This is a genomic window from Metabacillus sp. RB-C-LZQ-3-1, from assembly GCF_058315175.1.
In genome coordinates this window covers 237,527-262,058 of the sequence record NZ_JBZFLI010000006.1, presented here as the reverse complement: position 1 = coordinate 262,058, position 24,532 = coordinate 237,527, and the positions used below count along the sequence as shown (strand labels likewise).

At 34.7% G+C, this 24,532-nt stretch carries 31 protein-coding genes; 6 read left to right on the top strand and 25 right to left on the bottom strand.

From position 1 onward, the window contains the following. Positions 1 to 222 precede the first annotated feature (222 nt). Positions 223 to 510: a DUF6509 family protein gene (locus AC4GZ8_RS12370; RefSeq protein ID WP_491082148.1), complete on the top strand. Its 288-nt coding sequence runs from the start codon at positions 223 to 225 to the stop codon at positions 508 to 510. 106 nt (positions 511 to 616) lie between these two features. On the opposite strand, the gene AC4GZ8_RS12365 is transcribed toward AC4GZ8_RS12370, so the two are convergent. Beyond that, the gene (locus tag AC4GZ8_RS12365; RefSeq protein WP_491082147.1) at positions 617 to 1,723 is read right to left on the bottom strand and encodes a phosphatidylglycerol lysyltransferase domain-containing protein; all 1,107 of its coding nucleotides are present in this window, start codon (positions 1,721 to 1,723) and stop codon (positions 617 to 619) included. A gap of 182 nt (positions 1,724 to 1,905) precedes the next feature. On the opposite strand from AC4GZ8_RS12365, the gene AC4GZ8_RS12360 reads away from it, so the two are divergent. After that, positions 1,906 to 2,085 (top strand): H-type small acid-soluble spore protein, encoded by a 180-nt coding sequence (locus AC4GZ8_RS12360; RefSeq protein WP_491082146.1) that lies wholly within the window; start codon positions 1,906 to 1,908, stop codon positions 2,083 to 2,085. A 60-nt stretch (positions 2,086 to 2,145) separates the two neighbouring features. On the opposite strand, the gene AC4GZ8_RS12355 is transcribed toward AC4GZ8_RS12360, so the two are convergent. From AC4GZ8_RS12355 to AC4GZ8_RS12315, 9 genes are all read right to left on the bottom strand, one after another. After that, positions 2,146 to 2,349, bottom strand: coding sequence for a cold-shock protein (locus tag AC4GZ8_RS12355; RefSeq protein ID WP_491082145.1), 204 nt, complete (start codon positions 2,347 to 2,349; stop codon positions 2,146 to 2,148). Positions 2,350 to 2,741: 392 nt separating this feature from the next. Then, a complete protein-coding gene (gene modB, locus AC4GZ8_RS12350) occupies positions 2,742 to 3,407 on the bottom strand; it encodes a molybdate ABC transporter permease subunit (RefSeq protein ID WP_491082144.1) in 666 nt (221 codons plus the stop codon). A 2-nt stretch (positions 3,408 to 3,409) separates the two neighbouring features. After that, positions 3,410 to 4,174, bottom strand: coding sequence for a molybdate ABC transporter substrate-binding protein (modA, locus tag AC4GZ8_RS12345; protein WP_491082143.1), 765 nt, complete (start codon positions 4,172 to 4,174; stop codon positions 3,410 to 3,412). A gap of 5 nt (positions 4,175 to 4,179) precedes the next feature. Then, positions 4,180 to 4,413: a molybdopterin converting factor subunit 1 gene (moaD, locus tag AC4GZ8_RS12340; RefSeq protein ID WP_491082142.1), complete on the bottom strand. Its 234-nt coding sequence runs from the start codon at positions 4,411 to 4,413 to the stop codon at positions 4,180 to 4,182. Further along, entirely contained in the window at positions 4,410 to 4,865 is a 456-nt protein-coding gene (locus tag AC4GZ8_RS12335; RefSeq protein WP_491082235.1) for a molybdenum cofactor biosynthesis protein MoaE, read from the bottom strand. The genes moaD and AC4GZ8_RS12335 overlap by 4 nt, the downstream gene beginning before the upstream one ends. Beyond that, positions 4,858 to 5,382, bottom strand: a complete 525-nt coding sequence (gene mobB, locus AC4GZ8_RS12330; RefSeq protein WP_491082141.1) for a molybdopterin-guanine dinucleotide biosynthesis protein B — start codon at positions 5,380 to 5,382, stop codon at positions 4,858 to 4,860. The genes AC4GZ8_RS12335 and mobB overlap by 8 nt, the downstream gene beginning before the upstream one ends. Then, positions 5,361 to 6,641: a molybdopterin molybdotransferase MoeA gene (locus AC4GZ8_RS12325; RefSeq protein WP_491082140.1), complete on the bottom strand. Its 1,281-nt coding sequence runs from the start codon at positions 6,639 to 6,641 to the stop codon at positions 5,361 to 5,363. Before AC4GZ8_RS12325 ends, mobB begins: the two co-directional genes overlap by 22 nt. A 24-nt stretch (positions 6,642 to 6,665) precedes the next feature. Next, on the bottom strand, positions 6,666 to 7,277 hold the full coding sequence (locus tag AC4GZ8_RS12320) for a molybdenum cofactor guanylyltransferase (protein ID WP_491082139.1): 612 nt from the start codon (positions 7,275 to 7,277) through the stop codon (positions 6,666 to 6,668). A 193-nt stretch (positions 7,278 to 7,470) separates the two neighbouring features. After that, a complete protein-coding gene (locus AC4GZ8_RS12315; protein ID WP_491082138.1) occupies positions 7,471 to 8,013 on the bottom strand; it encodes a peroxiredoxin in 543 nt (180 codons plus the stop codon). Between the two features lie 353 nt (positions 8,014 to 8,366). On the opposite strand from AC4GZ8_RS12315, the gene AC4GZ8_RS12310 reads away from it, so the two are divergent. Next, on the top strand, positions 8,367 to 9,197 hold the full coding sequence (locus AC4GZ8_RS12310) for a mechanosensitive ion channel family protein (RefSeq protein WP_491082137.1): 831 nt from the start codon (positions 8,367 to 8,369) through the stop codon (positions 9,195 to 9,197). 188 nt (positions 9,198 to 9,385) lie between these two features. Here the strand turns inward: AC4GZ8_RS12310 and AC4GZ8_RS12305 are convergent, their stop codons facing one another. From AC4GZ8_RS12305 to ccpC, 4 genes are all read right to left on the bottom strand, one after another. Next, positions 9,386 to 9,631 (bottom strand): YkuS family protein, encoded by a 246-nt coding sequence (locus AC4GZ8_RS12305; protein WP_491082136.1) that lies wholly within the window; start codon positions 9,629 to 9,631, stop codon positions 9,386 to 9,388. Positions 9,632 to 9,886: 255 nt separating this feature from the next. Then, on the bottom strand, positions 9,887 to 11,014 hold the full coding sequence (locus AC4GZ8_RS12300) for an N-acetyldiaminopimelate deacetylase (RefSeq protein WP_491082135.1): 1,128 nt from the start codon (positions 11,012 to 11,014) through the stop codon (positions 9,887 to 9,889). Between the two features lie 91 nt (positions 11,015 to 11,105). Continuing rightward, positions 11,106 to 11,816, bottom strand: a complete 711-nt coding sequence (gene dapD / locus AC4GZ8_RS12295; protein ID WP_491082134.1) for a 2,3,4,5-tetrahydropyridine-2,6-dicarboxylate N-acetyltransferase — start codon at positions 11,814 to 11,816, stop codon at positions 11,106 to 11,108. Between the two features lie 120 nt (positions 11,817 to 11,936). Continuing rightward, positions 11,937 to 12,812, bottom strand: a complete 876-nt coding sequence (gene ccpC / locus AC4GZ8_RS12290; protein ID WP_491082133.1) for a transcriptional regulator CcpC — start codon at positions 12,810 to 12,812, stop codon at positions 11,937 to 11,939. A 137-nt stretch (positions 12,813 to 12,949) separates the two neighbouring features. Here ccpC and AC4GZ8_RS12285 point away from each other — a divergent pair, with 137 nt between their 5' ends. After that, positions 12,950 to 13,327, top strand: coding sequence for a VOC family protein (locus AC4GZ8_RS12285; protein WP_491082132.1), 378 nt, complete (start codon positions 12,950 to 12,952; stop codon positions 13,325 to 13,327). A 44-nt stretch (positions 13,328 to 13,371) separates the two neighbouring features. On the opposite strand, the gene AC4GZ8_RS12280 is transcribed toward AC4GZ8_RS12285, so the two are convergent. The 6 genes from AC4GZ8_RS12280 to AC4GZ8_RS12255 all read right to left on the bottom strand — a co-directional run bounded on the left by AC4GZ8_RS12280 (position 13,372) and on the right by AC4GZ8_RS12255 (position 17,036). Beyond that, on the bottom strand, positions 13,372 to 14,868 hold the full coding sequence (locus AC4GZ8_RS12280) for an MDR family MFS transporter (protein WP_491082131.1): 1,497 nt from the start codon (positions 14,866 to 14,868) through the stop codon (positions 13,372 to 13,374). Between the two features lie 118 nt (positions 14,869 to 14,986). Next, the gene (cbpB, locus tag AC4GZ8_RS12275; protein WP_491082130.1) at positions 14,987 to 15,445 is read right to left on the bottom strand and encodes a cyclic-di-AMP-binding protein CbpB; all 459 of its coding nucleotides are present in this window, start codon (positions 15,443 to 15,445) and stop codon (positions 14,987 to 14,989) included. 242 nt (positions 15,446 to 15,687) lie between these two features. Beyond that, the gene (gene abbA, locus AC4GZ8_RS12270) at positions 15,688 to 15,864 is read right to left on the bottom strand and encodes an antirepressor AbbA (protein ID WP_491082234.1); all 177 of its coding nucleotides are present in this window, start codon (positions 15,862 to 15,864) and stop codon (positions 15,688 to 15,690) included. Between the two features lie 108 nt (positions 15,865 to 15,972). After that, positions 15,973 to 16,491 (bottom strand): ribonuclease H-like YkuK family protein, encoded by a 519-nt coding sequence (locus tag AC4GZ8_RS12265; protein ID WP_491082129.1) that lies wholly within the window; start codon positions 16,489 to 16,491, stop codon positions 15,973 to 15,975. 132 nt (positions 16,492 to 16,623) lie between these two features. After that, positions 16,624 to 16,776 (bottom strand): hypothetical protein, encoded by a 153-nt coding sequence (locus AC4GZ8_RS12260; RefSeq protein WP_491082128.1) that lies wholly within the window; start codon positions 16,774 to 16,776, stop codon positions 16,624 to 16,626. A 23-nt stretch (positions 16,777 to 16,799) separates the two neighbouring features. Further along, positions 16,800 to 17,036 carry a YkuJ family protein gene (locus tag AC4GZ8_RS12255; protein WP_026562808.1) on the bottom strand — a complete coding sequence of 79 codons (237 nt, stop codon included), beginning with the start codon at positions 17,034 to 17,036 and terminating at the stop codon, positions 16,800 to 16,802. 416 nt (positions 17,037 to 17,452) lie between these two features. On the opposite strand from AC4GZ8_RS12255, the gene AC4GZ8_RS12250 reads away from it, so the two are divergent. Beyond that, positions 17,453 to 17,686, top strand: a complete 234-nt coding sequence (locus AC4GZ8_RS12250; RefSeq protein ID WP_491082127.1) for a glutaredoxin family protein — start codon at positions 17,453 to 17,455, stop codon at positions 17,684 to 17,686. A 275-nt stretch (positions 17,687 to 17,961) separates the two neighbouring features. Here AC4GZ8_RS12250 and AC4GZ8_RS12245 read toward each other — a convergent pair whose 3' ends face one another. The 4 genes from AC4GZ8_RS12245 to fadH all read right to left on the bottom strand — a co-directional run bounded on the left by AC4GZ8_RS12245 (position 17,962) and on the right by fadH (position 21,259). Further along, a complete protein-coding gene (locus tag AC4GZ8_RS12245; protein ID WP_491082126.1) occupies positions 17,962 to 18,621 on the bottom strand; it encodes a DUF3993 domain-containing protein in 660 nt (219 codons plus the stop codon). A 213-nt stretch (positions 18,622 to 18,834) separates the two neighbouring features. Continuing rightward, positions 18,835 to 19,074 (bottom strand): hypothetical protein, encoded by a 240-nt coding sequence (locus AC4GZ8_RS12240; protein WP_491082125.1) that lies wholly within the window; start codon positions 19,072 to 19,074, stop codon positions 18,835 to 18,837. 74 nt (positions 19,075 to 19,148) lie between these two features. After that, entirely contained in the window at positions 19,149 to 20,366 is a 1,218-nt protein-coding gene (locus AC4GZ8_RS12235; RefSeq protein WP_491082124.1) for an EAL-associated domain-containing protein, read from the bottom strand. Between the two features lie 128 nt (positions 20,367 to 20,494). Further along, a complete protein-coding gene (gene fadH, locus AC4GZ8_RS12230) occupies positions 20,495 to 21,259 on the bottom strand; it encodes a 2,4-dienoyl-CoA reductase (RefSeq protein WP_491082123.1) in 765 nt (254 codons plus the stop codon). 183 nt (positions 21,260 to 21,442) lie between these two features. Between fadH and AC4GZ8_RS12225 the strand changes: the two genes are divergently transcribed. Further along, positions 21,443 to 22,306, top strand: a complete 864-nt coding sequence (locus tag AC4GZ8_RS12225) for a metallophosphoesterase (protein ID WP_491082122.1) — start codon at positions 21,443 to 21,445, stop codon at positions 22,304 to 22,306. Between the two features lie 68 nt (positions 22,307 to 22,374). Here AC4GZ8_RS12225 and AC4GZ8_RS12220 read toward each other — a convergent pair whose 3' ends face one another. Next, the gene (locus AC4GZ8_RS12220) at positions 22,375 to 24,486 is read right to left on the bottom strand and encodes an RNA degradosome polyphosphate kinase (protein ID WP_491082121.1); all 2,112 of its coding nucleotides are present in this window, start codon (positions 24,484 to 24,486) and stop codon (positions 22,375 to 22,377) included. Between the last annotated feature and the right edge of the window lie 46 nt (positions 24,487 to 24,532).

Here is a 24,532-nt window from a genome sequence, read left to right as displayed (position 1 = left end):
TTTATACCCAGGAGAAGAATTGACAAATTCGATTTTCATCCTGAGTTAACTCAATTTCATCGAAATTAATATAAATAGATACTTGTATCCTTCCCATTTTCCATACCCTGTTATGCTAGAAAAAACATGTTATAAAATTGCAATTTGGCTTATAGGTAAGAAAAGGCTATAATATTAATACTTATGTTCAAGTGTATACTGAGTTAAGAAAGAGGTATTGATATGAAGATTATTGAAGCAACAATCGAAAAATTAGAGGATCCGTTTGGGATACTTCCTGGAGAACGTTTTGAAATTTTCCTTAAATTAGATGTTGAAGAAGATGATGAGCTATATAGTGAACTCGGAGTTACACTGAAACTTATTTTCGCTATTGAAAACAATCAATCTAAAATCGCCCAGTATGATTTTATTGAAAACACGACTGATAAAGTGTTAGACTTCGCTTTAGAAGAAGCTGAAGAAAAAGAGATTATAGCTCATTGTGAAGAACTTGTTGCTGCATATTAAAACAAAAAAACACTTAACGTCATATTAATTGTACATATCTACAATTTGAAAACTTAGCATTTTCTTTACAAAAAAGAGGACATCCTTTCGCAGGATGTCCTCTTTTTTATACTACCTGTTTATCTCGTAAGATTTTCCTAATAAATATTGAGTCTTTATGTTTAGGTTCTTTTCTAACAATGATAATAAGTTGAATGATAAGAAAAAATAATAATGACTTTTTATACACTAAGTAACGTGGTGACCAATCAGTTGCAAACTTCGCCTTATATCTGCGTAAACCTTTAAAATTATAAAATCTACAACCATTTAAAAAAGCATATCTAGCTATTTTTTCTTGATAAGGAGAGTTTGGATCTATTCCTACATTTGATAAAGGAGACATCCCTAAACTACAAACAGAATACCCCTTCTCTTTTGCCCAGAGAATCGTCGAAACGAATACCATATCCATAGCTCCCCTCGGACTTTCATTACGGTATCTCATCAAGTCAATACTTAAAGATTCTTCTTGCTGATGATTAGAAGGTAAACTTGCAAATGCTAGTAATCGCCCATTTGGATCACGAAATAAAGAAACTGGAAAATGACCAATATAATTCTCTGAAAAAGCACTAACTGAAAACCCCTTTTCTTTTCGCCCATTTAACCAATCATCTGAAACAGACTTCATTTCATCGATTAGATCCGAGTCGAACGGAGGATATGCTATAGAGAAAAGATACCCATCTTTAGTAAACTTATTTCTTAAATTTCGAATATTCCTAAATTTCTTCCCTTCGATTGCAAATTTTTTCAAATCCACCTTAGCTTCTTCACCAACTTTAAACAGCCTATAACCATACTTTAAATAAAACGAGGTATATTTATTAGTGGCTTGATAAAAAATAGGTGTCAGTCGCTGTTTTGCACCATACGAAAAGAACTCTTCTAATCCATCGTGATGTTTTTCTTCATCTCCAATCGGATCTCCTAGTACAAATAACTTTTTCCCCTTTTGCTTATACGAAATTAATACTGAGTCATTCTGTGCTAAAAACACTTTTTTATCTTCTAAAAACAGAAGATGTGACAAGGTATTCCCGCCATATTTTTTTATAAATGATAATACAAAGGAGCTGTTTAAATGATGATCACCTGTTCTTAGGGATTTAGTAAGTAGGAACGTAAAAACTGAAATGATAAAAAGCAATATCATGATTGTTGTTAACAATTACCTCAAACCCCCTTTTTCTCTTTATACAAGATAACATACCTAGACCTTTTAGAAAATATATTTTAAATTTCAGTTTATTCTAGCATAATTCCCTTAAAGTCGGACATCGTAAAAATAGACTAAAATACGAAATTCAAGATTATATTGCAATGAATATGCATCAAAAAGGAGAGTATGAAATGAATGTAAATCGAGCAAAGGAAATAGCAAGTATGGGCGAAATGGTGAATGTCCAATATGAAGGAGAGTCAATTTATATTCAATCAGTAGATGAGGAACAAGGGACAGCACGTATTTTCCCATTAAATAATCCACAGTCAGAAAAAAGCGTCCCTGTAGAGGGGTTATCAGAGCAATAATAATGAACAAACAAAAGGGGGCTGACAGAATGTAATGTCAGTCCCCTTTTATATTTATGCTTATAATTTCACTACGTCTTCTGCTTGAGGACCTCGGTTTCCTTCAACAATGTTAAATTCAACTTTTTGTCCTTCTTCTAACGTTTTAAAACCTTCACCAGTAATAGCACTGAAGTGAACGAATACATCATTTCCTTCTGCAATCTCTATAAACCCAAAACCTTTTTCTGAATTAAACCATTTTACATTACCAGTTGTTTTCATAAGTAGAACCCCCAAAGATTTTTTCATATGTTGCTCACTTTTGTTTGAAGAACTCGACTTCTCACTTAACCGGAAGGCGGATGTCGTAGTTTCCAATCACATCTATCAACCTAGATAGTGATAGGTTTAAAAATTCACAAATCATTTGTGATCGAATGTTGCCCCATATTTATCACTAGAATATATATTTTCATCTATTGTATTCTATATCGAAATTGCAGTTACTCAAAACAACGAAAGCCCTGCCTCTCTTTCGTCCTTGCGGATCCTTGTCCGCGCCAGCGTGAATTGAAAGCATATCATATGTTTCATCCACAAAATCACTATAAAAGTGAAGAGATAATAAGCATGAAAATTAATTATATTACAAATCTCTTCCAATGTCAAAATTATTAATACGCTTTGTTATTTAACCATTGAACGATTAATAACATACTTGAAGAAATAAGTATCATCGAAAACACCCATAACCATGCCATATCCATCTCTCCACTATCGATCGCAACATAAATAGCTGTTGAAACTGTTTGTGTTTTTCCGGGAATATTGCCGGCAAACATGAGTGTTGCACCGAATTCACCCAGTGCTCTTGTAAAGCTTAAGACAAAGCCTGTTAAAATATATTTCATCGTTAATGGAAGAGAGATCAGAAAGAAAACCGATCTCTCATTTGCACCATCAACACGTGCTGCGTTTTCGATATCAACATCAACATGCTCAAACCCAGCCTTTGTAACTTGATACATTAATGGAAAAGCAACAACAACTGCGGCTACAACACCTGCCCACCAAGTAAAAATCACAGTGGAATGAAAGACCCTCTCAATAAAATGCCCGATTGGACTATTTGAACCAAAAATGACAATTAATATAAACCCTACTACAGATGGAGGCAGCACTAATGGCAAAATCAACAATGTTTCAATAACCATTTTCCCTTTAAACGTTGACCTTGCCATAAATTTACCTATGAATGTTCCCATAATAACGACAAGAACACTCGCTACGATTGCAATTCTTATTGAAAGTATAATTGGATCCCAAAACTCAGTCGTCATTCTTACTCCTCGTCCGCTAAATAAAATCCGTGCTTCTCAAAAATATCAATCGCACTCTTTTTCAGTAAAAAATCATAAAATTGTATTGCTTCTTCTTGGTGATTAGCAGTTTTAAGAACTCCTACAGGATAGACAATTGGGGAATGCAATGAATCTTCAAAACGTTCAACTACCCTTACATTATCTGTACTTTTAGCATCTGTTTGATAGACAATCCCAGCTGTCACATTACCTGTTTCAACATAAGACAAAACTTGCCGTACATCCTTTGCGAATATTAATTTATCTTGTAAAAGATCCCATATTTCAAGATTCACTAGTGTTTCTTTTGCATAATCTCCAGCTGGTACTGTTTCAGGGGTCCCGATTGCAATTTTATCCGCTTTTCTCAGATCCTCTATCGATTGAATAGAAGATGAAGATGAAGCAATTAACACCAAATCATTTTTAAGCAATTTTCTTTTCTCATTTTCAAGAACAAGACCCTGCTCAACTAATTCTTCAAAGCTTTCAAGGTTAGCAGATAAAAACACATCTACTGGTGCTCCTTGTTGAATTTGTTTACTTAATGTACCTGAGGAAGCAAAATTAAAATGAATATCTGTTGAAGATCCTTTCTCATAAACATCTTCAATTTCTTGCAAAGCTTCTTTTAAACTTGAAGCTGCTGATATTGTTAGCTCTATTTGTTTCGAATTGTCCTTGGAACAACTTGTTAAAAAAATCAAGATACAACAAACAAAAAAAAAGGTTTTGACCCTGTTCATAGAGATTACCCTCCACTAACAGGGGGAATAAACGCTACTACATCTCCAGATTTAACAACATCTTCATCAAGTGCATACTCTTCATTCACAGCTACCATAACATTTTCTAACGATCCTAAGTCAAAGGTTGTCATTATTTCATCTCTAATTTCTTTCACGGTAGCAAAATTTTTTTCAATACTTATGCTTTCTTGTCCTACTTTTTCTTGTAAATGAGCAAATAAAAGTACTTTTATCATTCTTTCTCCTCCACTGGCTTCCCATCTGGATATGGTGTTTTTTCTAATTGGTCCCCAATCCATGATTCTCCGTTCTCCCAAATTTCTTTTTTCCAAATCGGGACAATTTGCTTAATTCTTTCAATCGCGTATTCATTAGCTGCATAAGCATCTTTACGATGTGGTGTAGATACAGCAATCACAACAGCAATTTCCGTAATTTCTAATTTTCCAATCCGATGAGTGATCGCTACTTTCGAGTCATTCCATTTCTCATTGATTTCTTTCCCTATTTGTTCAAGTTTTTTCACAGCCATTTTTTCATAAGCCTGATATTCCAGGGATAGGGTACGTTTTCCATGGGTAAACTCCCTCACCGTTCCGATAAAAGTTGTAACCGCTCCTGCTTCATTTCGAATGACTTTGCTTGTAATTTCTTCTATTGAAATTGGACCCTTTACAATTTCAAACATTGGAGTTGTCAATCTGTTCACCTGCTTTGTTAGTTATTAACCACTTTATACATTGATCTCGATTAGAAAACGTCAAGTATGTATCTTCGACCTCGATAGGTAATGCAAAATCAGCCAAAACACACTTTATATTTTGTGCTTTTTGAAGCATTGGGAGATCCTCCTTAGATCGAAGCAAAACAACCTTTGGGTATTTTTCAGTTTTAAATCCTTCTACTAAAATTATATCTAAGCTAAATACACTGTACATAGAAATCATTTGAGGAAGAGTTAACCCAATTTGATCAGAGGATAAAATAAAGGAATCATTTCCTTCGATAAACGTCACTTGAGCACCTGCATCACGATGCTTCCACGTATCTTTACCATCATCACCCTGGATTAAAGCTCCGCCATGTCCATGATGCTTTATTGTACCTACTCTTAGCTTATATTTTACTGCTTCTTTTATATACTCAGTGACAAATGTTGTTTTTCCACTATTTTGGTATCCAACTACTTGAAGGATTCTGCCCAATGAGTGTCACTTCCTATTTGATCTTCGAATAGCAAAAGATCTATCTTGTCCCCTGCCTTATACCCTCTAGTACCACCTGGTAAAACTATGAACACATTAGCATCAGCTAATGAGGAAACAACATTTGATTTATCTAATCCCACAGGACTTGCGAAAACTTGTCCATCTAATAATTGGATTGATCCCCTAACAAACCTTGTGAACGGGTTTGGCTTTAAGAAGTCCTTCCCTAAAATAGCCGATACCTTTTGAAGATGCGGGCGAGATGAATATAAGTAATGTCGAACAATTGGCCGGACAAACAATTCAAAACCAACATAACATGCTGATGGATTACCGGAAAGTCCGAATAATAACTTGCCATTATACTCAGCTACCGTTGTCACACTACCAGGTCTCATGGCAACTTTATTAAAAAGTACTTTTGCCCCTAATCGTTGATAGATTTCCGGCAAATAATCATAATCACCAACCGAGACTCCACCAGTTGTAATTAAAAAGTCGACCTTTTCTAATGCCTCGACTATAGCTTCATAGCAAGTCTCAAAATCATCATCTAATTTGCCAAGGTAAATTGGATTTGCTCCTGCCCTTTTGGCTTGTGCTTCAATCATAAATGAATTACTATTTCTTATTTTTCCTGGTTGAAGCGGTTCACTAACTTCTAATAATTCACTGCCTGTTGCGATAATACCAATCCGTGGCTGTCTTACTACCTGAACCTTGTCATAACCAAATGTGGCGAGCAATGCGATTGTTCCTGGTGTAATAATCGTTCCTTTTTTGACTAAGACACTGCCTTCTGGAGAATCTTCACCTTTAAAAGACACATTGTCTCCTTTATGAAATGGTCTTTTTAATGACATATATGTTTTGTTATCTTTTTCATAGACCTTTGTTAATTCTAGCATGACGACTGAGTCGCTTCCACTTGGCATTTGTGCACCTGTCATGATTCGGACCGATTGATATTTCCCAATAGTTGACTTACTAACACTACCTGCACCAATTTCATCAATCACCTCAAATTCAACAGGTTGATCAGCTGTGGCATCAGCTGTATCCTGTGCTCGAATAGCAAATCCATCATATGGTGAACGATCAAAAGGTGGTACTGGATGAGTAGCAATTAAATCTTCTGCTAAATATCTTCCAAAACTATTTTGAAGAGAAACTTGTTCTATTTCTCCAGTTTTTGCAAAAGTCATCACATTCTTAATTGCTTCTTTTACTGGTAATGGTTTTCTTTTTTCAATCATATAACCCTCTCCGCACAAAATAATTTATTCAGATTCTACTATTTTACCATTGTTTAATAGCATACCATAATCATTTGGTGAGTTAATGTTACAAAATATCTTAGGGTCTGTCTGCAATTCCTTTTCTGTTACATAGCAAACCTCGACTTGACTTAGTAATGTCATCATCTTCCGTTCTTTATTTTCCAATTGTCTCTCAATTAGGGGAAAAACAGAATAATGATACACGCCTACTAAAGGATGCAACTTTCCTTTTATGTTTGGGATAATTATTTTTTTGTCAGGAGAAATAAATGATTGCAGTTTATGAACCAATTCAGCAGAAATTAATGGAATATCACACGACAAAATCATATACCACTCTGATATTTCATATTTCATCGCCGTATATATCCCAGCCATAGGTCCATCCCCTTTGAATTTAGGATCATCCGTTAGTACTATTTCTTCAGTTTCTTCTTTAAATCGTTCCAAGAGATTTTGGTGACTTATGATTAACTGATGTTCTGTTGTTTCTTTCAAAGCCTGCATTGAATACTGCCAAAAGAATTTACCGCTATATTCCGCGAAAGCTTTAGGCTGGCCAAATCTTCGCGATTCCCCTCCCGCAAGTAAAACACCTATTATCTGCGTCATATTTAAACACTCCCTATCAATTAAGTTATGCAAAAAGTCAGTTACCAAAATGAGGTAACTGACTGGTTATAATCTACTCTCTATTTTTCTTAGTTCTGTTAACCATCCAAGTTCCTATTGATTCAGGAAAAAGGCACATGTATTTCATTGCTATTTTTTGTAGAATAAAAAGGCTGACCATCCTTTTTATTACTTATAGAGTCGCTTGTCCTGGTTTCCAGTTTACAGGACAAAGTCCGCCAGTTTGAAGGGCTTGAAGTACACGTAATGTTTCATCAACATCGCGACCAATATTATTGTGATTTACTACTGAGTATTGAAGTTCGCCTTCTGGATTAATAATAAACAAACCACGAAGTGCTATTCCTTCTTCCTCAATTAACACTCCATAATCACGTGAAACTGAATGGTTTGTATCAGCTGCTAAAGCGTATTTTAAATTACCTAAACCATTATCTTTACGATCTGTTTTAATCCAAGCTAGATGTGTGTGAATCGTATCAGTTGATACTCCAATTACTTCCGCATCTAGATCTTCGAATTCTTCATAACGATCAGACAGTGCGATAATTTCAGTTGGGCAAACAAATGTAAAATCCATTGGATAGAAGAATAGTACCGTCCACTTATCGTTCTTCATGTTTTCTTCTAAGCTAACTTTACCGAATTCTTTATCTGCTAATACTGCATCCATTTCAAACCTTGGGGCTTGTTTTCCTACCATACGATCTGCCATTATGTCATCCCTCCACATTATATTACTCATGAGTGTATTTTTGAATTCTTATATTGTTTGTCTATGTAGATATTATGATGATGAGCCATTAAGAGACAATGTCCACTTTTTTCATGAATATTAGGTGAAATGATTAAACATATATAGTATGATCGTTATTCGTATCTACTATTCAATTTGAATTCTCTTCACTATTAAACTTTCGACAAAATAAGCTTAAATCCTTCATTTTCGAACAAAATATGTTTAACATGGAAAGAGACAGGTATTAAAAGTATGTTCTTTCTTACAGAAAAACGGAATTGAATCCTTTTGTACTGAAGAACATGTATTTCGAGAAAGGATGTTGATGTATGGAGTTTTTAGAAAATATTGATTGGTCGGGGCTAATGACCAATGCAGGTATTATTATTTTGAAATTACTTGGAATTGTTATTGCTTTTCTAATTGTTAAAGCAATTGGTAACAAAGTCATTAGAAAAATGTTCAATAGGTTGCAAGAACGTGACAATATATCAAATGGACGAGCGTTAACTTTACAGAGTTTAACCTTAAATATATTTTCTTATGTCTTGATTTTCATTTTTATTGTTATGATTTTTGAAGTTTTTAATTATAATGTTTCTGCATTAATAGCCGGAGCAGGTGTTGTGGGGTTAGCCATCGGCTTTGGTGCACAGGGACTTGTTAGCGATGTAGTTACAGGCTTTTTCCTTCTATTAGAAAAACAAATTGATGTAGAGGACTATGTTACTGTAGCAGGCTTTGATGGGATTGTAGAGCAAGTTGGGCTTCGAACTACCCAAATTAGAGGTTTTGATGGTACACTTCACTATGTTCCAAACAGGGAAATCACTAATGTAAGCAATCATTCACGAGGTAATATGAGGGCACTAGTTGATATTGGGATTTCCTATGACGATGATATCGATAAAGCTATTGCGGTATTACAGGATGTATGTGATAAATTTGCGGCAGAGAATGAGAATATTGTAGAAGGTCCAAACGTCCTTGGTGTACAAGCTCTTGGTTCTTCAGATGTTGTCATTAGAGTACTAGCAAAAACAAAAAACATGGAGCAATGGGCTGTTGAACGAAATCTCCGCAAAGCAATGAAAGAAGCATTTGATGCGAATGGAATTGAAATACCATATCCACATCAAGTAAATGTGAATAAAAAGTAAATAAATGATTTAGAAAAAATAAGGCTTGTCGCATGTGCGAAAGGGACAAGCCTTATTTTTTTCCTTTTTTGTCTTACATGGTGAAACTATAAAAAGACGCATGCGCTCGATCTAGTGGTCTCTCATAAAACCTATTCGCTAAATAAATAAAATGGAGAGCAATTTTTTCACTCTCCATCATCGATTAATTAGCGATTTAATTTACTTTCTACTTGTTGGCAGATTTCATCTGCAGATAAGCCACTAGCCTGAATAACAGATCCAGCTGTTACTGCGTTACTGATCCCCATTACATTAGAATCTTGACCAGTGATCACACAGCAATCACAGCCTTTTGCATCATTTTCATTGTTTAATTGGACAACATCATAGCCTTTTTGTTGTAATGCTGAAGTAACATCAGATAATGATTGTTCTACACCGATTTTTGGCATTATTTATCCACCTCCTACATGTATTGTGTACACGGTTGGATAAAATATACTTTGTAAATTGGTGTTGAGTGTATCTTTAAGCGGAAATTTTTTTACCCTCAAAACTTTTATCTTCGATTTTTAAAATTTATCTTCGGTTCTCAAATTTTATCTTCGATTTTTTAAATATATCGACTATTAGACATTATCAACAAGACGGCAACTTTCCCGATGCAAAAAAATAGCAATCGGATCCCAACCGATTGCATTTTCATTTCATTGATTTGCCTTATAAGAAATATATTTACACATAATATCAACTGCAACCTCAATAGCCGACTCATCCGGCTGTAGTTTTGCATGATGTAATCCATAAGGTGAGCCTACACCCAGCCAAAACATAAACCCTGAAATTTGATCAACCATATATCCAAAATCTTCTCCGGTCATGGCTTCTGAACATTCTCTTACAACATAGCTCGTTTGCTCAGAAATATATTGCATAAATTCTCTTGTCAGCATCTCATCATTGTCCACTTGGTGGTACATTGATCCATAATCAATGGTTGCTTTACATGAATAACCTATTTCGACCCCTTTTACAATCGCTTCAATTCTTTCCTTAACCTTTTCCATTGATTCAACTGATAAAGTTCGAATTGTCCCCTCAAGTCTTGCATTTTCGGCAATAATATTTTGTACAGTTCCACCTGTTATTTTTCCGACAGTGATAACTGCACTATCTAAAGGATCGATATTACGGGCAACGATTGTTTGAAGCTGAGTAACTAGTGAACATGCTGCCACAACCATATCATTTGTTGTATGAGGGTACGCCGCATGTCCACCTTTTCCTTTTAGATCGATAAACAATTCTGATGTGTTAGCAAACAGTAAGCCAGGCTTTGTTGCAATTGTTCCGACCGGGAGCTCTGGTGCTATATGCAGAGCTGTGATTATATCGGGTTTCCACTCTTTAGCAATGTCACTATTTAACATCGGCTCTGCTCCACCAGGTCCCTCCTCTGCAGGCTGAAATAAAAACAATACATGATCAGAAATTGGATTTTGCACAAAATATGTTAAAATCCCAATCGCAATTGTCATGTGAAAATCATGTCCACAAGCATGCATAAACCCTGGATGTTCAGATTGAAAGTCATAGTCTGTTTCTTCTGTTATTGGCAACCCGTCGATATCTGCTCTATAGCCTATCGTTTTTCTCGGATTTAATCCTTTCACTAACGCAAATATACCTGTTTTCCATGTTTTTATTTCTAGGCGATCTTCCGGAAATTGCTTTAAGAGATTTAAAAGATATTGTTGTGTTTTAAATTCCTGAAAACCAATCTCAGGAATGCGATGAAGATCCCTTCGAATTTTAATGAGGTGTTCTGTCCCCACAATGACCATTCCTCTCTATATAGAAGAGGATGACTATAATAGTCCCCCATACATTAGTGGGTAAGAATATTTAAAGTCATCCTCATGTTTCTTATAATTGTCTTAACTCTTGCATAATTTCAGTTTTAGATTGTGTTTGAGCATCGATATCTTTAATTTTACGAGCTGGTGCACCGTAAACAACGGTGTATGGTTCAACATCTTTAGTTACAATTGATCCGGCACCGACAACAGCACCTTTACCAACTGTTACACCCTCAAGAACAACGCAGTTAGCTCCGATTAATACATCATCTTCAATAACTACTGGTTTAGCAGAAGGCGGCTCGATTACACCTGCCAATACAGTTCCTGCACCGATGTGACAGTTCTTACCAACTGTAGCTCGTCCACCTAGTGTTGCGTTCATATCAATCATTGTTCCTTCTCCAATGACAGAACCGATATTAATTGATGCCCCCATCATGATAACAGCATTATCGCCAATTTCAACTTGATCGCGGATAATTGCACCCGGCTCGATACGCGCTTTAATTCCTTTAAGATCTAGTAAAGGGATTGCTGAATTACGACGGTCGTTTTCAATCACGTAGTCTTCAATATTGCCTTTGTTGCTCTCTAATGCTGCTTCAATTTCTGCCCATTCTCCAAAAACAACTCCAGTGTTTCCAGTAATAAATGTTTGAGCAGTTTCACCAAAATTTATTCCTTCAAGGTTTCCTTTTACATAAACCTTTACAGGTGTTGATTTTTTACTGTTTTGTATAAATGAGATAATCTCATTTGCATCCATCATTTTCATATGTATATCCTCCTTGTACTATATCAATTCATTCTTTACTGTATCAAAGGATCAAACCGTTGACAAGAGATCTATTAAATTTGTCTTATTGTTGAATTGATCTGTTTCAATTTTACATACTTAATCACTCTTTTGTTGCTCCTCAACAATTTCAAGGAATGCTTTAACCTGTTTTAATCCAAAAGAAGACTCAAAACCTAACAGCCAAGTATCCCTTTCAATTGGTTTTCCGTCTTCATCAAGGAGCGGTATTTTAAAAACCCCATGTTCCTCGTCTTGTAGTGTGACGGAAGGAAGGATTGCATAACCAATTCCATTTAAAGCCATTTGTTTACAAGTTTCAATTTGATCAACGACAATTGTTCTTTTAGGCGATGTATTAAATTGACGATGCCACCAATCTTGTATTTCTTGATAATAGGAAGAATCACTTTTGAATTGAATGAAAGGTCTTTCTGTCCGGAGTACCTCTTCAATATTTTGTATCTCAGTATCAACTAGGTAAAGTGTGTCGGTCAATAGGTGCTTTTTTAGCCCTTTCCATTCAGGATTTCCACGAATAATCCCTAAATGAACATGATCTTCATACATACTTTTTAAAATTTCACTGCTCCATCCGGTAATAAGAGATATTTTTGCATGTGGATATTTTCTAACATATGTTTTTAACACACTCGGTAGCCAATGTTGACCGATTATAGAAGCGACCGCAAGTTTTAAAGTTCCATGTACCTCACCTTCTAAAGCTAGTATTTCCTCTTTCACTTTTTCTTCTTTCAAAACAACTTCTTGGGCATAGGCAATAATTTTTTCACCAGCTGGAGTTAGTGTGAGACCCTTTTGTGATCGTATAAATATTTGCAGCCCCCAAGATTTCTCGATTGTTTGTAAACGCTGTGATAATGCTGGCTGGGAGACAAATAATCTCTCTGCCGCTTTCCTCATATTCATTTCTTCAGCTAAAACAACAAGCATTCTAAGTTCTGATGTTTGCATACACTCACCTACTAAATATAATAAGTTTTTCTTATGTAAAGTATCAAAAAAATTCTAATTTTATTATGAGATGTCTTTAGTATCATAAGGATATAAGGGAATTTTGTAAAGTATTATTTAGTAGGAGGTTAGTATAGATGGGCATTTCGATTAAAGGGTTAGACCACTTTCAGATTTGTGTTCCAGTTGGGGAAGAAAACACCGCTAGAAGCTTTTATCTAGATTTGTTACAGTTTGAAGAGATTGAAAAGCCTGAAGTATTAAAGAAAAATGGTGGTTTTTGGTGTAAAGCAGGGGAAGTTCACCTTCATATAGGTGTAGAACCATTTGAAAAAACGGTTAGTAAACGTCATCCGGCCTTTCTTGTGGATAATATTGAAGAAGCCCGTAATATTTTGCAAAAACACAATGTCCCAATAAAAGAAGAGACACCAATTCCAGGTATCGAACGTTTCTCCTTTTTTGATCCTTTTATGAACCGAATAGAATTTCTTCAAAGGACATCTACTGATTGATAATAAACGAACTAAGGACTGCCCCACAGATGGAGCAGTCCTCATTATATTTTTTCTTTCCTAGGCAAACATGAAATAAGGATAAAACTCAAAATAGCAAATCCTAACACAACTAAAAAAACATTATGGAGAGCATTTTCAAGGCCTTCCTGGAGAAGCTGTCTTGCCTGAACAGTTAGTGATGTTCTTTGGCTATCATTTAATAGCATTGTTGTTGAATCTAGATTTAATTCATCTTCAACACCTTTGCTAGAAAAAAACAAAAGAAGCTGACTGTTTAAAATACCACCTAATAACGCTGCACCAATTGTGCTTCCTACATTCCGCATAAACATATTGGTTGCTGTTGCAACCCCTCTTTTATTCCACTCTACTGTACTTTGAATCGAGACAATAAAGGCAGTTGTTGTTAATCCCATTCCTACTCCGATTAAAAAAGAATCAAAAGCAGCAAAGATCGGGCTATCGCCGCTTGAAAGAAAAATGAAAACAATGCTTCCCAGAATTAGAGATATTCCCCCAAATATTGATGTTGTTCTAAAACCAATCTTCAATATAGCCCTACCGGAAATTGTTGCAGCAATCGGCCAGCCAATCGACATTGTGGTTAAAGTAAATCCAGCAACTATTGGCTTTTCCTCCATAACTCCTTGTACAAACGTTGGCAGAAATGTTGATAATCCAATCAACATAACCCCTGTTGTTAAGGAGGTAAGATTTGCTATTAAAATAGATCTCTCTTTCCAGAGCTCGAAAGGCATCATTGGTTCATCTACTTTTCGTTCATAAAGAACAAAAAAGAAGAAGCTTATTAAAGTAAGTGCACCCAGCAAATAGACTGGTGTCGATAGCCAATCAAAGCGAACTCCTCCCTCTACTAAGATAAACATAAATGAGGTAATAGCAATTGTTAGAAAGGCAGCCCCGCCATAATCAATTTTCGGTTTGCGTTTTTCTATGTTTTCATGAAGAAATAGATACAGTCCAATTATAGCAAAAATTCCAAGGGGAACATTCATCCAAAAAACAAATCTCCAACTTACAAACTCCACCAGCAACCCGCCGATAGCAGGCCCCAATATAGCCGAGATTCCCCAAACACTAGATAAATAACCTTGAATCTTCGCTCTTTCTTCCTTTGTATAAATATCACCTACAATTGTCGTGGCAATTGGCATTACTGCTCCAGCACCAAACCCTTGTACAAAACGAGCAAAAATTAGCATCTCCATAGATGATGCTACTCCACATATAATAGAACCTATAAGAAAAATGATAATTCCGACCGTTAATACCGGCTTTCTTCCAAATAAATCTGATAATTTCCCGTAAATTAACACAGTAACGGCATTCATTAATAAATAAGATGAAAATACCCAACTGTAGAGAGAAAAATCTTCTAATTCTGCAACAATGGCCGGCATTGCAGTAGCTACTATTGTAGCTTCAATTGCTGCCATAAACATGGCTAACATAACTGTGGCTAGTACATAAGGCCGATTCGTTTTTTGTTCCTTCGCTTTAAACTGTTCTTCTTCCATTGAAAATACCTCCTTTTAAAAAGGTACTATATGTAATAGTCTTAATAAAAGGGACTGTCCTAAGTTTTTGTGAAGTGAGGACGGTCCCTTTCATTTGTCATTTAATTTTTTTCAATCATCATTCGCTTATATGGTCATTTTGATAATGTTGAATTAGTTTTTTTACTTTCTTTAAGATCGCTCTTCTTGTAAAGATTCCTTCAAATATATTGCTTTCATTTACAACACAAACAAATGGATGATTGACGACAAGTTCTAACCCTTTTTCAAGAGAATCATGTAAATACAACCTAGGGATGTCCGTATTCATCACTTCTTCCACTTTCATGTTTTCTAACTTTTCGAACTCGATTCTTTCAAGCCCAAAAATATTATCCATGATTAAGTTCATTCCAATAAGTCCATGCAATTTAAATGAGGGATCTAAAACCGGAATGGCCGTATAACCTGTTTTTGTTAAAACAAGCAACGCATGCTCTAAATTATTCCCAATTTGGACATGAGCTACTTTATCGCCTGAGATCATTAAATCTTGTATAGTTAACCCTATTAATTCATTTGCATCTAAGCTAAACATGTTGTTCTTCCTCTCTAAAAAAGCTATTTTTATCCACAAAGAGGTGTGTTAAAGTTTCCTAATTTATCATATCATAAAATGAAACTCTATTTCTTCCTTCAGTTTCCTATTTAGGTGAAAGATTCAAAAACTTGTCACCGAGTCTTATGGCAAATGTGTTACACATTCTGACACACATACTATTTTTCTTTTTGATCATATAAAAAAATGATACCCTTGGTGGAGTATCTTCTTTTCGGTACTTATTTAATTCTTAGGCGCTCGTAAAGAGATTTTAATTGCTGATATGAATGCTCATCTATTGCCTTTTTACCACACTCAATGTCATTTAGTTCACTGCTAAGCAACTCTATAACGTAATTTTGACTTAATAGTGTTTTAACTAATAATTTTTGCTCATCATCAGTAAATCTCTCCATCATATGCACACAATTGCCCCCCATTAAAAATAACTCCTAAAAAAAGCATACTCAACATTTAAGAAAGTCTTCAAACGCAAGATTCGACATCAACCTGCTGTTCTTTATTCATTTTGTATATCTATTAGCATAGCTAAAAGCAGTATAAGAGTCTGGCTTTATTTTAGCCTCGATTCCCATTGCTTCTATTCTACCAGTCATTTCTTGAATTAATTCCTTTGTCATGCCCTTTCTCCCAATATCCAAATGAATCTCAAAAATTAAATCTGCTCCCTCATCCGCAAAAGGAATCAAAATATCAGATAATTCCATTAAATGCTTTGATGTAAAGTAGTAAGCAATTTCTTGACTGAGTGCTGTTTCCATTGAAATTTTTTCTCGAATACTAGAAATTGGCCGTTTCACAGTATGGTTTTTCAAGCACCCCCATGCACCTTTTCCAACTCTATGAATGTGGATAGCCGTAATGAACTTCGTTTCAGATTGATGAACATGTGAGTCTGATCCTATGGACAATACATATTCAGAACGTGGATCCTTTAACATAAAGCCTTTTATACGCTCAAGGACAGTCTGAAAGCACATTTTTTTCTCAGAGACATTATAAAAGGTGAAAGAATCGTTCATCTCACAACTCCTTGTCATATTTCATTTTTAACCTTCGAAAACAACTTTTTCGATACTATACTATATGACGAAGACAGTGAGTAATATGAATAAAAAGCATTAGAATAAAAAATAGCCATACCAGAGGTATGGCTATTTCCCTTTACTTGTCTCAATGTTTTTAATTGATTCATGACAATGAGCGCACGTAAAGATTACATTTTGGTTAGATTGAGCTGTTAATGATTTTGAAAGTGGTCCTTGTCCATGACAAAATGGACAAATAACAGTAGGATCTTTTTTCATTTTGCCTCCTTAGTCAAACGCGATTATTGGAGGAGATCGAAAATTTCCATAGCAATCATATCGATATTATCGAATTGATAAGATTGAGGCTTTTCACCCTTTTGATAAACCTCAAGCTCAAACGTACTATTTTTGTCAAAATATTTTACACTACAACGTTTTTCACCTTCAACCTCAAAAAAACGTTGCACAGGCTCGCCTGAACCAGAATTTTCTTGAAGATTTTGAAGTCTTGTAATAATTCCTAAAAGTTGTGACACCAGATATCCCCCTTCCGGAAGAGTTAACGTATAACTAATTCCTTCATTTTATTGTTTTACACTACCACTCATTCTATCCACTAAACAACGATTCAATAATCAGCATCTTTACTTTGTGCCATGTCAATTTTACACTATGTATGTAGGGATTTCCAAGAAAATTATCTAATGATGTTAAACTTCCTTGAATCTAATCGACTTTTTGATTAAATTAGATTAAAATGTCGTTTATTATTTCCGATGGAAGAAGTAGCCCGTATAATTGTATCACAATTCCCTCCAACGTTCATAATCTAATTTAATTCCCTTGGTACCAAGTTATTTTTAGTAAAAAACACACTAAATGTTTAATTATGTTAAAATATCCTTTGGATCAATATGTACTATAAGAATTTATTGTTTTGGGAGAGATAAAATTGAAAAAAGTAATTGTTTATACTCAACCTAGCTGCCCTCCGTGCCAAGTTGTAAAACAATTTTTAGATCATCATCAAATTATTTATTCTGAAAAGGATGTTTCTGTCGATTCAGAAGCTCGTCGAATTCTTGTTGAAGACTTACATTCGACCTCAACACCAACAGTTACGGTCGATAATGAGGTAGTAACTGGTTTTGATTTAAAAAAACTTGAGGAATTATTAGGATTATAATGATTGGAATCACTTGGTATTTAACATTGTTCTAATGGCGTAAACCTAGTTTTTCTAAAATGATCATCCATTATTTTTTGTTTTCTGATAGTATAAAAAAGAAAAAAGCTTGGTGACCAGCCAAGCTTTTTCCGCTCTATTAAAGGGGTTTGGGGAAAAACGAGAGTTTATGACTAATCAAATCCCTATGTAGCAATAGGTTTTTATTGATTATCTTTCTCATTTATAATGATAATGATTATCACTTTCATTGTCAATCTTTTTTTAAAAGTTTTTTAGAAGAAAAAATCATGTAAGATCGTTTTTGTTTTCGAATAAAGGTAAGGCATTAAGATTTGATTTAATGTTTGATCTAAGAAAAAACTTTTTTCGGTCTGTTTATTTTCGGTTGTTCGCACAATAGAACCATCTTCTAAATTGTTTTGTTTTGGTGTGAAGTCCATTTCTTCCAAGTTTTTTGTATAATTATTAATTTCAGATATCTTTAATCCTTTTGGTGTTTTCAATAATTTAACCCATTCATAATGATCATCAAAACTTACTGGACCATCGGTAGATGCTGGGAAAAATTCATACACAATGATATGATCTTGCTTTTCAATAATCTTTGTCTTCTCGTCATAAGAAAAAAACGGAATCACGTAAATCGGGAAATCAGTGCCATAGATAATATATTGACCGTTTTCTTCAACCATATTTTCTTTTAAATATTGATTTATTAGCCCTTTGTCGAAATAATCGGATAGGATATGAACCATTTCCTCTTTTTCTCTTGGCTTTTCTGAAAGTGCTTGTTGTGCATTAAACGCATTTTGAAGATGAGATAGGATGTTTTCTCTACTCATATTTTTTTGTTCAGACCCAGATATAGGTTGAGAAAACAAGAGAATAATGGCTATTAATAATAAGCTGTGATAAAGGTATTTTTGTCTCATACAGTTCCATCCTTTCTCATAAACGATTTGGACAAGCAATGTCTCTTCCCTCATTTTACCAACTTTTTTGTCAGAATAGTGATAGGAACGTTCGTAAAATCTATTCAATTTATGACAACAACCTTCATTATTCTCTACCCAATTTGACATAACTCTAATCAAAAAAGCATTCAGATATAGAAATAAAAAAAACAGTGAACTATTGTCCACTGCTTACCATGAAATTGTAAAGGCTAAATAAAAAATATACGCTAATGCAAGAACGGCAGCAATCATATATGCTAAAAAAACAGGATTACGCGTATATGGATGTTCTTGTACCTTTTCATTTAATTGTGTATCATACTTCGCTTTTCTTTCACTAACAAGCTTCCCGATTTTAAATGTATAAATTAAGCTTGTTGCCAAGATTAGTAATGCGACTACACCAAGAACCATTGTAAAATAGGTCATCTTGCTGTCACCCCTTCTATAGATAGGATGACTCACTTATTAAAGAAATATGCCTTATATGTCCTTGGAAAAACTTATAGAAGACCTTCCTCTTCATATAAATAATCGTATGATAAATCAATAAATAAATAATGATTTTGATTTAATGGAAACGAAAAAGTTCGAATTAATTCTCCTGTTTCAATATCACTATACACATCACTTAAAAAACCTTTTTGGTCAAATCTCATTCTCATTATATTAGCCAAAAAATAAGGTCGCCAACTCCAGTTATTTAAATAATATTGAGGTTGAATCTCCCAATTTTCTTGTTTGAATATATTGACAGATTGTTGAAACCCATCTTCATCACAGATATAAATTCTAAAGCTGCAGTCATCTAGATGTTTTGATAGCTGTTGTAGTAAATCTTGATAATCATCAAATTGCTTCCCGACTTTTTGAAGAATTTGCTGTACTCGTTGATTAAAATTCTCTGTGAAAAGATAAAGTTTTTCAAGCTTCTTTTTTTCAGAATGGATGTATGTCTGAAATTCGTGCTTTAACATATCTTTACTATCATCTATTTTAGTAAATTCTCGTTGTGGTTTATTTAGATAAAAACCTTGATAATACCGACCACCATTTTTCCAGGCATATTGAAGCTGGAAGTTTACTTCGATATCTTCATACAACAAAGTGGCTCCAATTTTCCTTGCTAGGAGTGAGATTGAATAAAGTACATCATAATATGATTGTGATGGGGAGCTTAACCGTAATGGCTGTAGATCTATCTTTAAGATTTCTGGTGATAGAAGACCAATTCGATCTAAATTACTACTGGCCTTCCCAATATTATCAATAGCAACTTTAATTCCATATGTTCTGTAATATAATAAAAGGTGATAAAGCTGTTCAATATCTCCACGAAAGTTGTGTTCCGTAATTTCCAATACAATTTGATTAAGTTCTAAGCCTTTTTCCTGCTTCTCTAAAAGGATGTCTAAAAAGCTTTCACCATGATCAATCATCAGTAAATTTGCATCTCGGTTAACAAAAAGGAGAAGATGTGATTCCTTCAATTCTAGAAATTCATCAATTGCCATATGTAAGATAGAGTCATCGACTTCAATCCTATATTCATCTGGAATGTTTTCATCCTGAAAAAATTCCCCGAGGCTTTCTATCTCATCATTTAGTTTTATTCTTCCTAATACTTCATATCCAATTATTCGTTGTTCATCTGCGCTATAAATTGCTTGGTAATTAGGAATAACCTTATCCAGGTTTGTTAATACATCTAACGGATCCATTGCAATCCCCTCACCTATCTCTATCTGTATCAGCATTATTATAGCATATTAAAGGAAGGATTAGAGGTTTTTGCTCATCAATAGATGGTTCTATGATAATTATTTTTATCTGAAGGGACATCATCTTTTCAGAATGGATGCTTATTTAACCACTGAGCTCCATCCATAGTAATACATTCACCATTTATATATGTTGCATCATTTGAAAGAAGGAAAGATGCTAAAGAAGCAATTTCCTCGGGAGTGCCCAAGCGACCTAGTGGGACACTATTAATGGTTCTTTTCGCCGCCTCTTCGGATTCCCATAATCGCTCAGCCCCGCCTGTTCTTTCGATGGGGCCAGGTGCAATAGCATTTACACGAATTCCATATTTTGATCCCCACTCTACAGCAAGTGTCCTTGTCATAGATAACACACCAGCCTTTGCTGCAGCCGAATGAATGACACCAGCACCTGCTCCCCATGCATATGTTGCAACCATGTTAATAATGGAACCGCTTAATTGTTTTTCAATCCAATACTTTCCTACAGCTGATGAACAATAAAAGCTTCCATTCAAAACGATATCAATGACAGACTTCCAGCCATTTATTGAGAGTTTTTCAGCTGGACAGATAAAATTCCCTGCAGCATTATTAACTAAACCATCAATTCTGCCACATGTAGAATCAACGAATTGAATCAATTCTGACACTTTTTCTGAATCTCTTACATCTAACTGAAAGGATAAAACCTGTCCACCTGACCCTTCTATTTCTTTTCGAGCTTCATCAAGCCTTTCTTGATTTCTGCCGACAATCACTACTTTTGCACCCTCTAATGCAAATCGTTTTGCCATTGCCTTGCCCATACCACTGGATCCCCCAGTAACAATAATGACTTTATTCTTCATCCTTATCCCCCTTACCATATTATGAATGACCATTCATTCACATTTTATCATAACTTTTACCTATTATCTAATGAAACTGTTGATTCATCTTTATCTTATGAATAGAACTCTCTCATTAAACCGTGCTATACTTAATAAAAATAAATTAACTATAGAAAAATGCTGGAGAATGGTTGGTATTCAATGTCAAAACTTTATTCTAGAAGATCTTTTCTTAAAGGACTTTTTTCCTTTTCCATTGGAGGTGTCTTAACTTTAGCCGGAGGGTACACCTATTCACGTTATTTCGAACCTAGGTTTTTAGATATAAAAAAACTAACAATTACCCATTCAACAATACCTAAATCGTTTGACGGTTTTAAAATTGTTCAATTTAGTGATACTCATTTAAGTGATTATTTTACAATCGATCGACTTAAGACAATTGTAGATAAAATAAACTCTCTATCTCCAGATTTATTATTTTTTACTGGTGATTTAATGGATGAGCCTAATCAATACACACAAATAAACAAAATAGTCCCCATTCTTGAAAAATTAGAAGCTCCTTTTGGAAAATTTGCTGTTTATGGAAATCATGATCATGGTGGATATGGGACAGATATTTATCGAAATGTTATCACGATGTCAGGTTTCACCTTATTACAAAATGAAGTGCGAAATATTTCTATGTTAGACGGGCATAAAATATCTGTTTCCGGAATTGATGATCTTATGTTAGGGAAACCAAGCTATGAAGGAACATTAGGAAACCTAAAGGAAGATACGTTTAATATTTTATTGGCTCATGAACCAGATGCCGCTCTTGAAGTAAAAAAATATCACGTTCATTTGCAATTATCGGGACATAGTCACGGTGGCCAAGTTCAGTTGCCATTTTATGGCCCGCTTATTACTCCCCCATATGCAACTGAATATTTTGAAGGATTATATGAGATAGATAATATGAAGCTCTATGTTAATCGAGGTTTAGGAACGACAAGACTTCCTTTTCGCTTTTTATCTACACCAGAGCTTACTCAACTAACACTTAAATCACCAACATAACAAGAAAAGAGGACAAATTCATAATTGAATTTGTCCTCTTAGTTATTTAAGTAAAAAGCTAGAATTTTTTATTCTTCATCCTCTAAAACCTGATAGGCTCTGCTAAATAATGTGAGCTGGCTATCAACAATTGGCTCATTCTCTTTGCGTTTAACATAATGATAAACACCATTTTCGTCTTGTTCCCTTGCTTTTACATTGTCAGTTAAATTAAGAGCCAATACCTGGTTAAGTCTCATTTTTATATGACCTTCATAGATTGGAAATAAAATTTCAACACGTTTTTCCATATTTCTAGTCATCATATCTGCTGAAGAAAGGTATGTCTTCTCTTCACCATTATGATGGAAGAAATAAATTCTACTATGCTCTAAGAATCGACCAACAATACTTCGAACTCGAATATTTTCACTTACGCCCTTTATTCCTGGTCGCAGGCAGCAGGTTCCGCGAACGATTAAATCAATTTTGACACCTGCATTAGACGCTTCATATAGCTTTGTGATGATGACTTTATCCGTCAAGGAATTCATTTTTGCAATAATACGTCCATTGGAAAATCTCTTTTGAAAATTAATTTCTTGATCGATTAACTGTATAAAGTCCTTTCTAATATCAAAAGGTGCCACTGATAGATGATGAAACTCCGGCTTCTCAGTGTAACCACTTAAATAGTTAAAGAAGTTGGTTGCATCAATCCCAAATTTACGTTTAGACGTAATTAAGCCCATATCCGTATATATTTTGGCTGTTTGATCATTGTAATTTCCCGTACCCAAATGAACAAACCGCTCAATTCGATTATTTTTCCTTCTCACAACAAGGGTTATCTTACTATGTGTTTTTAAGTACGTCATACCATAAATGACATGGCAGCCTGCTTTTTCTAATTCCTTTGCCCATTGAACATTGTTTTCTTCATCAAAACGAGCTTTTAACTCAACTAAAACAGTTACCTGCTTGCCATTTTCTGCTGCACGTTTTAAGGCATCAATAATAGGAGAATCTCCACTTACTCGATACAACGTCTGCTTAATAGCTAATACATCAGGGTCATCGGCAGCATCAGAAACAAACTCTATAACAGGTTCGAACGATTCATAAGGATGATGGAGAAACACGTCTTGCTCTGATACCTTCTCGAAAATATCTTCGTCAGAGGCAATATCCTCTGGCGGTTGAGGAATTAAAGCTTCAAATACCAAATCTTCTCGAAGTTTTGACATTTCCTTAGCAAAGCCAAAAAGGAAGGTAAGATCAAGGGGCCCATCAATTTCATAAACATCTTTTTCATGGATTTCAAGCTCTTCTGTTAAATAACGTAGTATGTTTTGGTCAAATCCATCTTTTTGGATTTCAAGCCGAACAGCAGCTCCCCATTTACGTTTTTTGAGCTCTTTTTCAATCTCTTTTAATAAGTCACGAGCACCTTCCTCGTGAATGGTCATATCAGCATTTCTTGTTATTCGGAAAACCGATACTGACACGACTTTATAACCTTTAAAAAGCTTATGAATAAATGTACTGATAATATCTTCTAATAAAATAAATTGAGTACGATCAGAGGAAGTATGTAATTTAACAAATCGCTCTAAAACAGCTGGAACCTGAACAATTGCTGTTTTATAGCGATTTTCTTCAAATCCATCATCATCTTCAATTACAATGGCTAAGTTTAAGCTTTTATTTAATAACATCGGAAATGGACGATATGCATCCACTGCCATAGGAGTTAATACCGGGAAAATTTGCTCATCAAAATATTCTTCAAGACTTTTATATTGTTCAGAAGTGACATCAGACATTTTTAATATTTCAATGCTTTCTTCCTGCAGCTTCGGAATAAGTAAATCATTGTATGAATCATATTGCATGCCAACAAGCCGATGCGCATTAAGACCAATTTGATTTAACTGTTGTTTAGGCGTCATTCCCGCTTTATTTTCCGGCTTATTGTATCCAGCCTTTACTTGGTCTTTTAATCCCGCTACGCGAACCATAAAAAATTCATCTAAATTAGAGCTAAAGATAGCTAAAAACTTTAACCTCTCTAATAAAGGGTTACGTTCATCTAAAGCCTCTTCTAAAACACGTTCATTAAATGCCAGCCAGCTAAGCTCTCTATTGTTATAATAAAGTGGACTTTGAAGATCTAAAGCTTTTTGATTGGTTGTATTCATGTTTGTTCACCCTTTTTCGACAATTTCTATTATTTCATCATAGCAT

What these genes read in the sequence shown, in the direction of transcription:
- AC4GZ8_RS12370 (WP_491082148.1), top strand. Translation starts at nt 223, where the DNA reads ATGAAGATTATTGAAGCAACAATCGAAAAATTAGAGGATCCGTTTGGG.
- AC4GZ8_RS12360 (WP_491082146.1), top strand. Translation starts at nt 1,906, where the DNA reads ATGAATGTAAATCGAGCAAAGGAAATAGCAAGTATGGGCGAAATGGTG.
- AC4GZ8_RS12355 (WP_491082145.1), bottom strand. Translation starts at nt 2,349, where the DNA reads ATGAAAACAACTGGTAATGTAAAATGGTTTAATTCAGAAAAAGGTTTT.
- modB (WP_491082144.1), bottom strand. Translation starts at nt 3,407, where the DNA reads ATGACGACTGAGTTTTGGGATCCAATTATACTTTCAATAAGAATTGCA.
- modA (WP_491082143.1), bottom strand. Translation starts at nt 4,174, where the DNA reads ATGAACAGGGTCAAAACCTTTTTTTTTGTTTGTTGTATCTTGATTTTT.
- moaD (WP_491082142.1), bottom strand. Translation starts at nt 4,413, where the DNA reads ATGATAAAAGTACTTTTATTTGCTCATTTACAAGAAAAAGTAGGACAA.
- AC4GZ8_RS12335 (WP_491082235.1), bottom strand. Translation starts at nt 4,865, where the DNA reads ATGTTTGAAATTGTAAAGGGTCCAATTTCAATAGAAGAAATTACAAGC.
- AC4GZ8_RS12325 (WP_491082140.1), bottom strand. Translation starts at nt 6,641, where the DNA reads ATGATTGAAAAAAGAAAACCATTACCAGTAAAAGAAGCAATTAAGAAT.
- AC4GZ8_RS12320 (WP_491082139.1), bottom strand. Translation starts at nt 7,277, where the DNA reads ATGACGCAGATAATAGGTGTTTTACTTGCGGGAGGGGAATCGCGAAGA.
- AC4GZ8_RS12315 (WP_491082138.1), bottom strand. Translation starts at nt 8,013, where the DNA reads ATGGCAGATCGTATGGTAGGAAAACAAGCCCCAAGGTTTGAAATGGAT.
- AC4GZ8_RS12310 (WP_491082137.1), top strand. Translation starts at nt 8,367, where the DNA reads ATGGAGTTTTTAGAAAATATTGATTGGTCGGGGCTAATGACCAATGCA.
- AC4GZ8_RS12305 (WP_491082136.1), bottom strand. Translation starts at nt 9,631, where the DNA reads ATGCCAAAAATCGGTGTAGAACAATCATTATCTGATGTTACTTCAGCA.
- dapD (WP_491082134.1), bottom strand. Translation starts at nt 11,816, where the DNA reads ATGAAAATGATGGATGCAAATGAGATTATCTCATTTATACAAAACAGT.
- ccpC (WP_491082133.1), bottom strand. Translation starts at nt 12,812, where the DNA reads ATGCAAACATCAGAACTTAGAATGCTTGTTGTTTTAGCTGAAGAAATG.
- AC4GZ8_RS12285 (WP_491082132.1), top strand. Translation starts at nt 12,950, where the DNA reads ATGGGCATTTCGATTAAAGGGTTAGACCACTTTCAGATTTGTGTTCCA.
- AC4GZ8_RS12280 (WP_491082131.1), bottom strand. Translation starts at nt 14,868, where the DNA reads ATGGAAGAAGAACAGTTTAAAGCGAAGGAACAAAAAACGAATCGGCCT.
- cbpB (WP_491082130.1), bottom strand. Translation starts at nt 15,445, where the DNA reads ATGTTTAGCTTAGATGCAAATGAATTAATAGGGTTAACTATACAAGAT.
- abbA (WP_491082234.1), bottom strand. Translation starts at nt 15,864, where the DNA reads ATGGAGAGATTTACTGATGATGAGCAAAAATTATTAGTTAAAACACTA.
- AC4GZ8_RS12265 (WP_491082129.1), bottom strand. Translation starts at nt 16,491, where the DNA reads ATGAACGATTCTTTCACCTTTTATAATGTCTCTGAGAAAAAAATGTGC.
- AC4GZ8_RS12260 (WP_491082128.1), bottom strand. Translation starts at nt 16,776, where the DNA reads ATGAAAAAAGATCCTACTGTTATTTGTCCATTTTGTCATGGACAAGGA.
- AC4GZ8_RS12245 (WP_491082126.1), bottom strand. Translation starts at nt 18,621, where the DNA reads ATGAGACAAAAATACCTTTATCACAGCTTATTATTAATAGCCATTATT.
- AC4GZ8_RS12240 (WP_491082125.1), bottom strand. Translation starts at nt 19,074, where the DNA reads ATGACCTATTTTACAATGGTTCTTGGTGTAGTCGCATTACTAATCTTG.
- AC4GZ8_RS12235 (WP_491082124.1), bottom strand. Translation starts at nt 20,366, where the DNA reads ATGGATCCGTTAGATGTATTAACAAACCTGGATAAGGTTATTCCTAAT.
- fadH (WP_491082123.1), bottom strand. Translation starts at nt 21,259, where the DNA reads ATGAAGAATAAAGTCATTATTGTTACTGGGGGATCCAGTGGTATGGGC.
- AC4GZ8_RS12225 (WP_491082122.1), top strand. Translation starts at nt 21,443, where the DNA reads ATGTCAAAACTTTATTCTAGAAGATCTTTTCTTAAAGGACTTTTTTCC.
- AC4GZ8_RS12220 (WP_491082121.1), bottom strand. Translation starts at nt 24,486, where the DNA reads ATGAATACAACCAATCAAAAAGCTTTAGATCTTCAAAGTCCACTTTAT.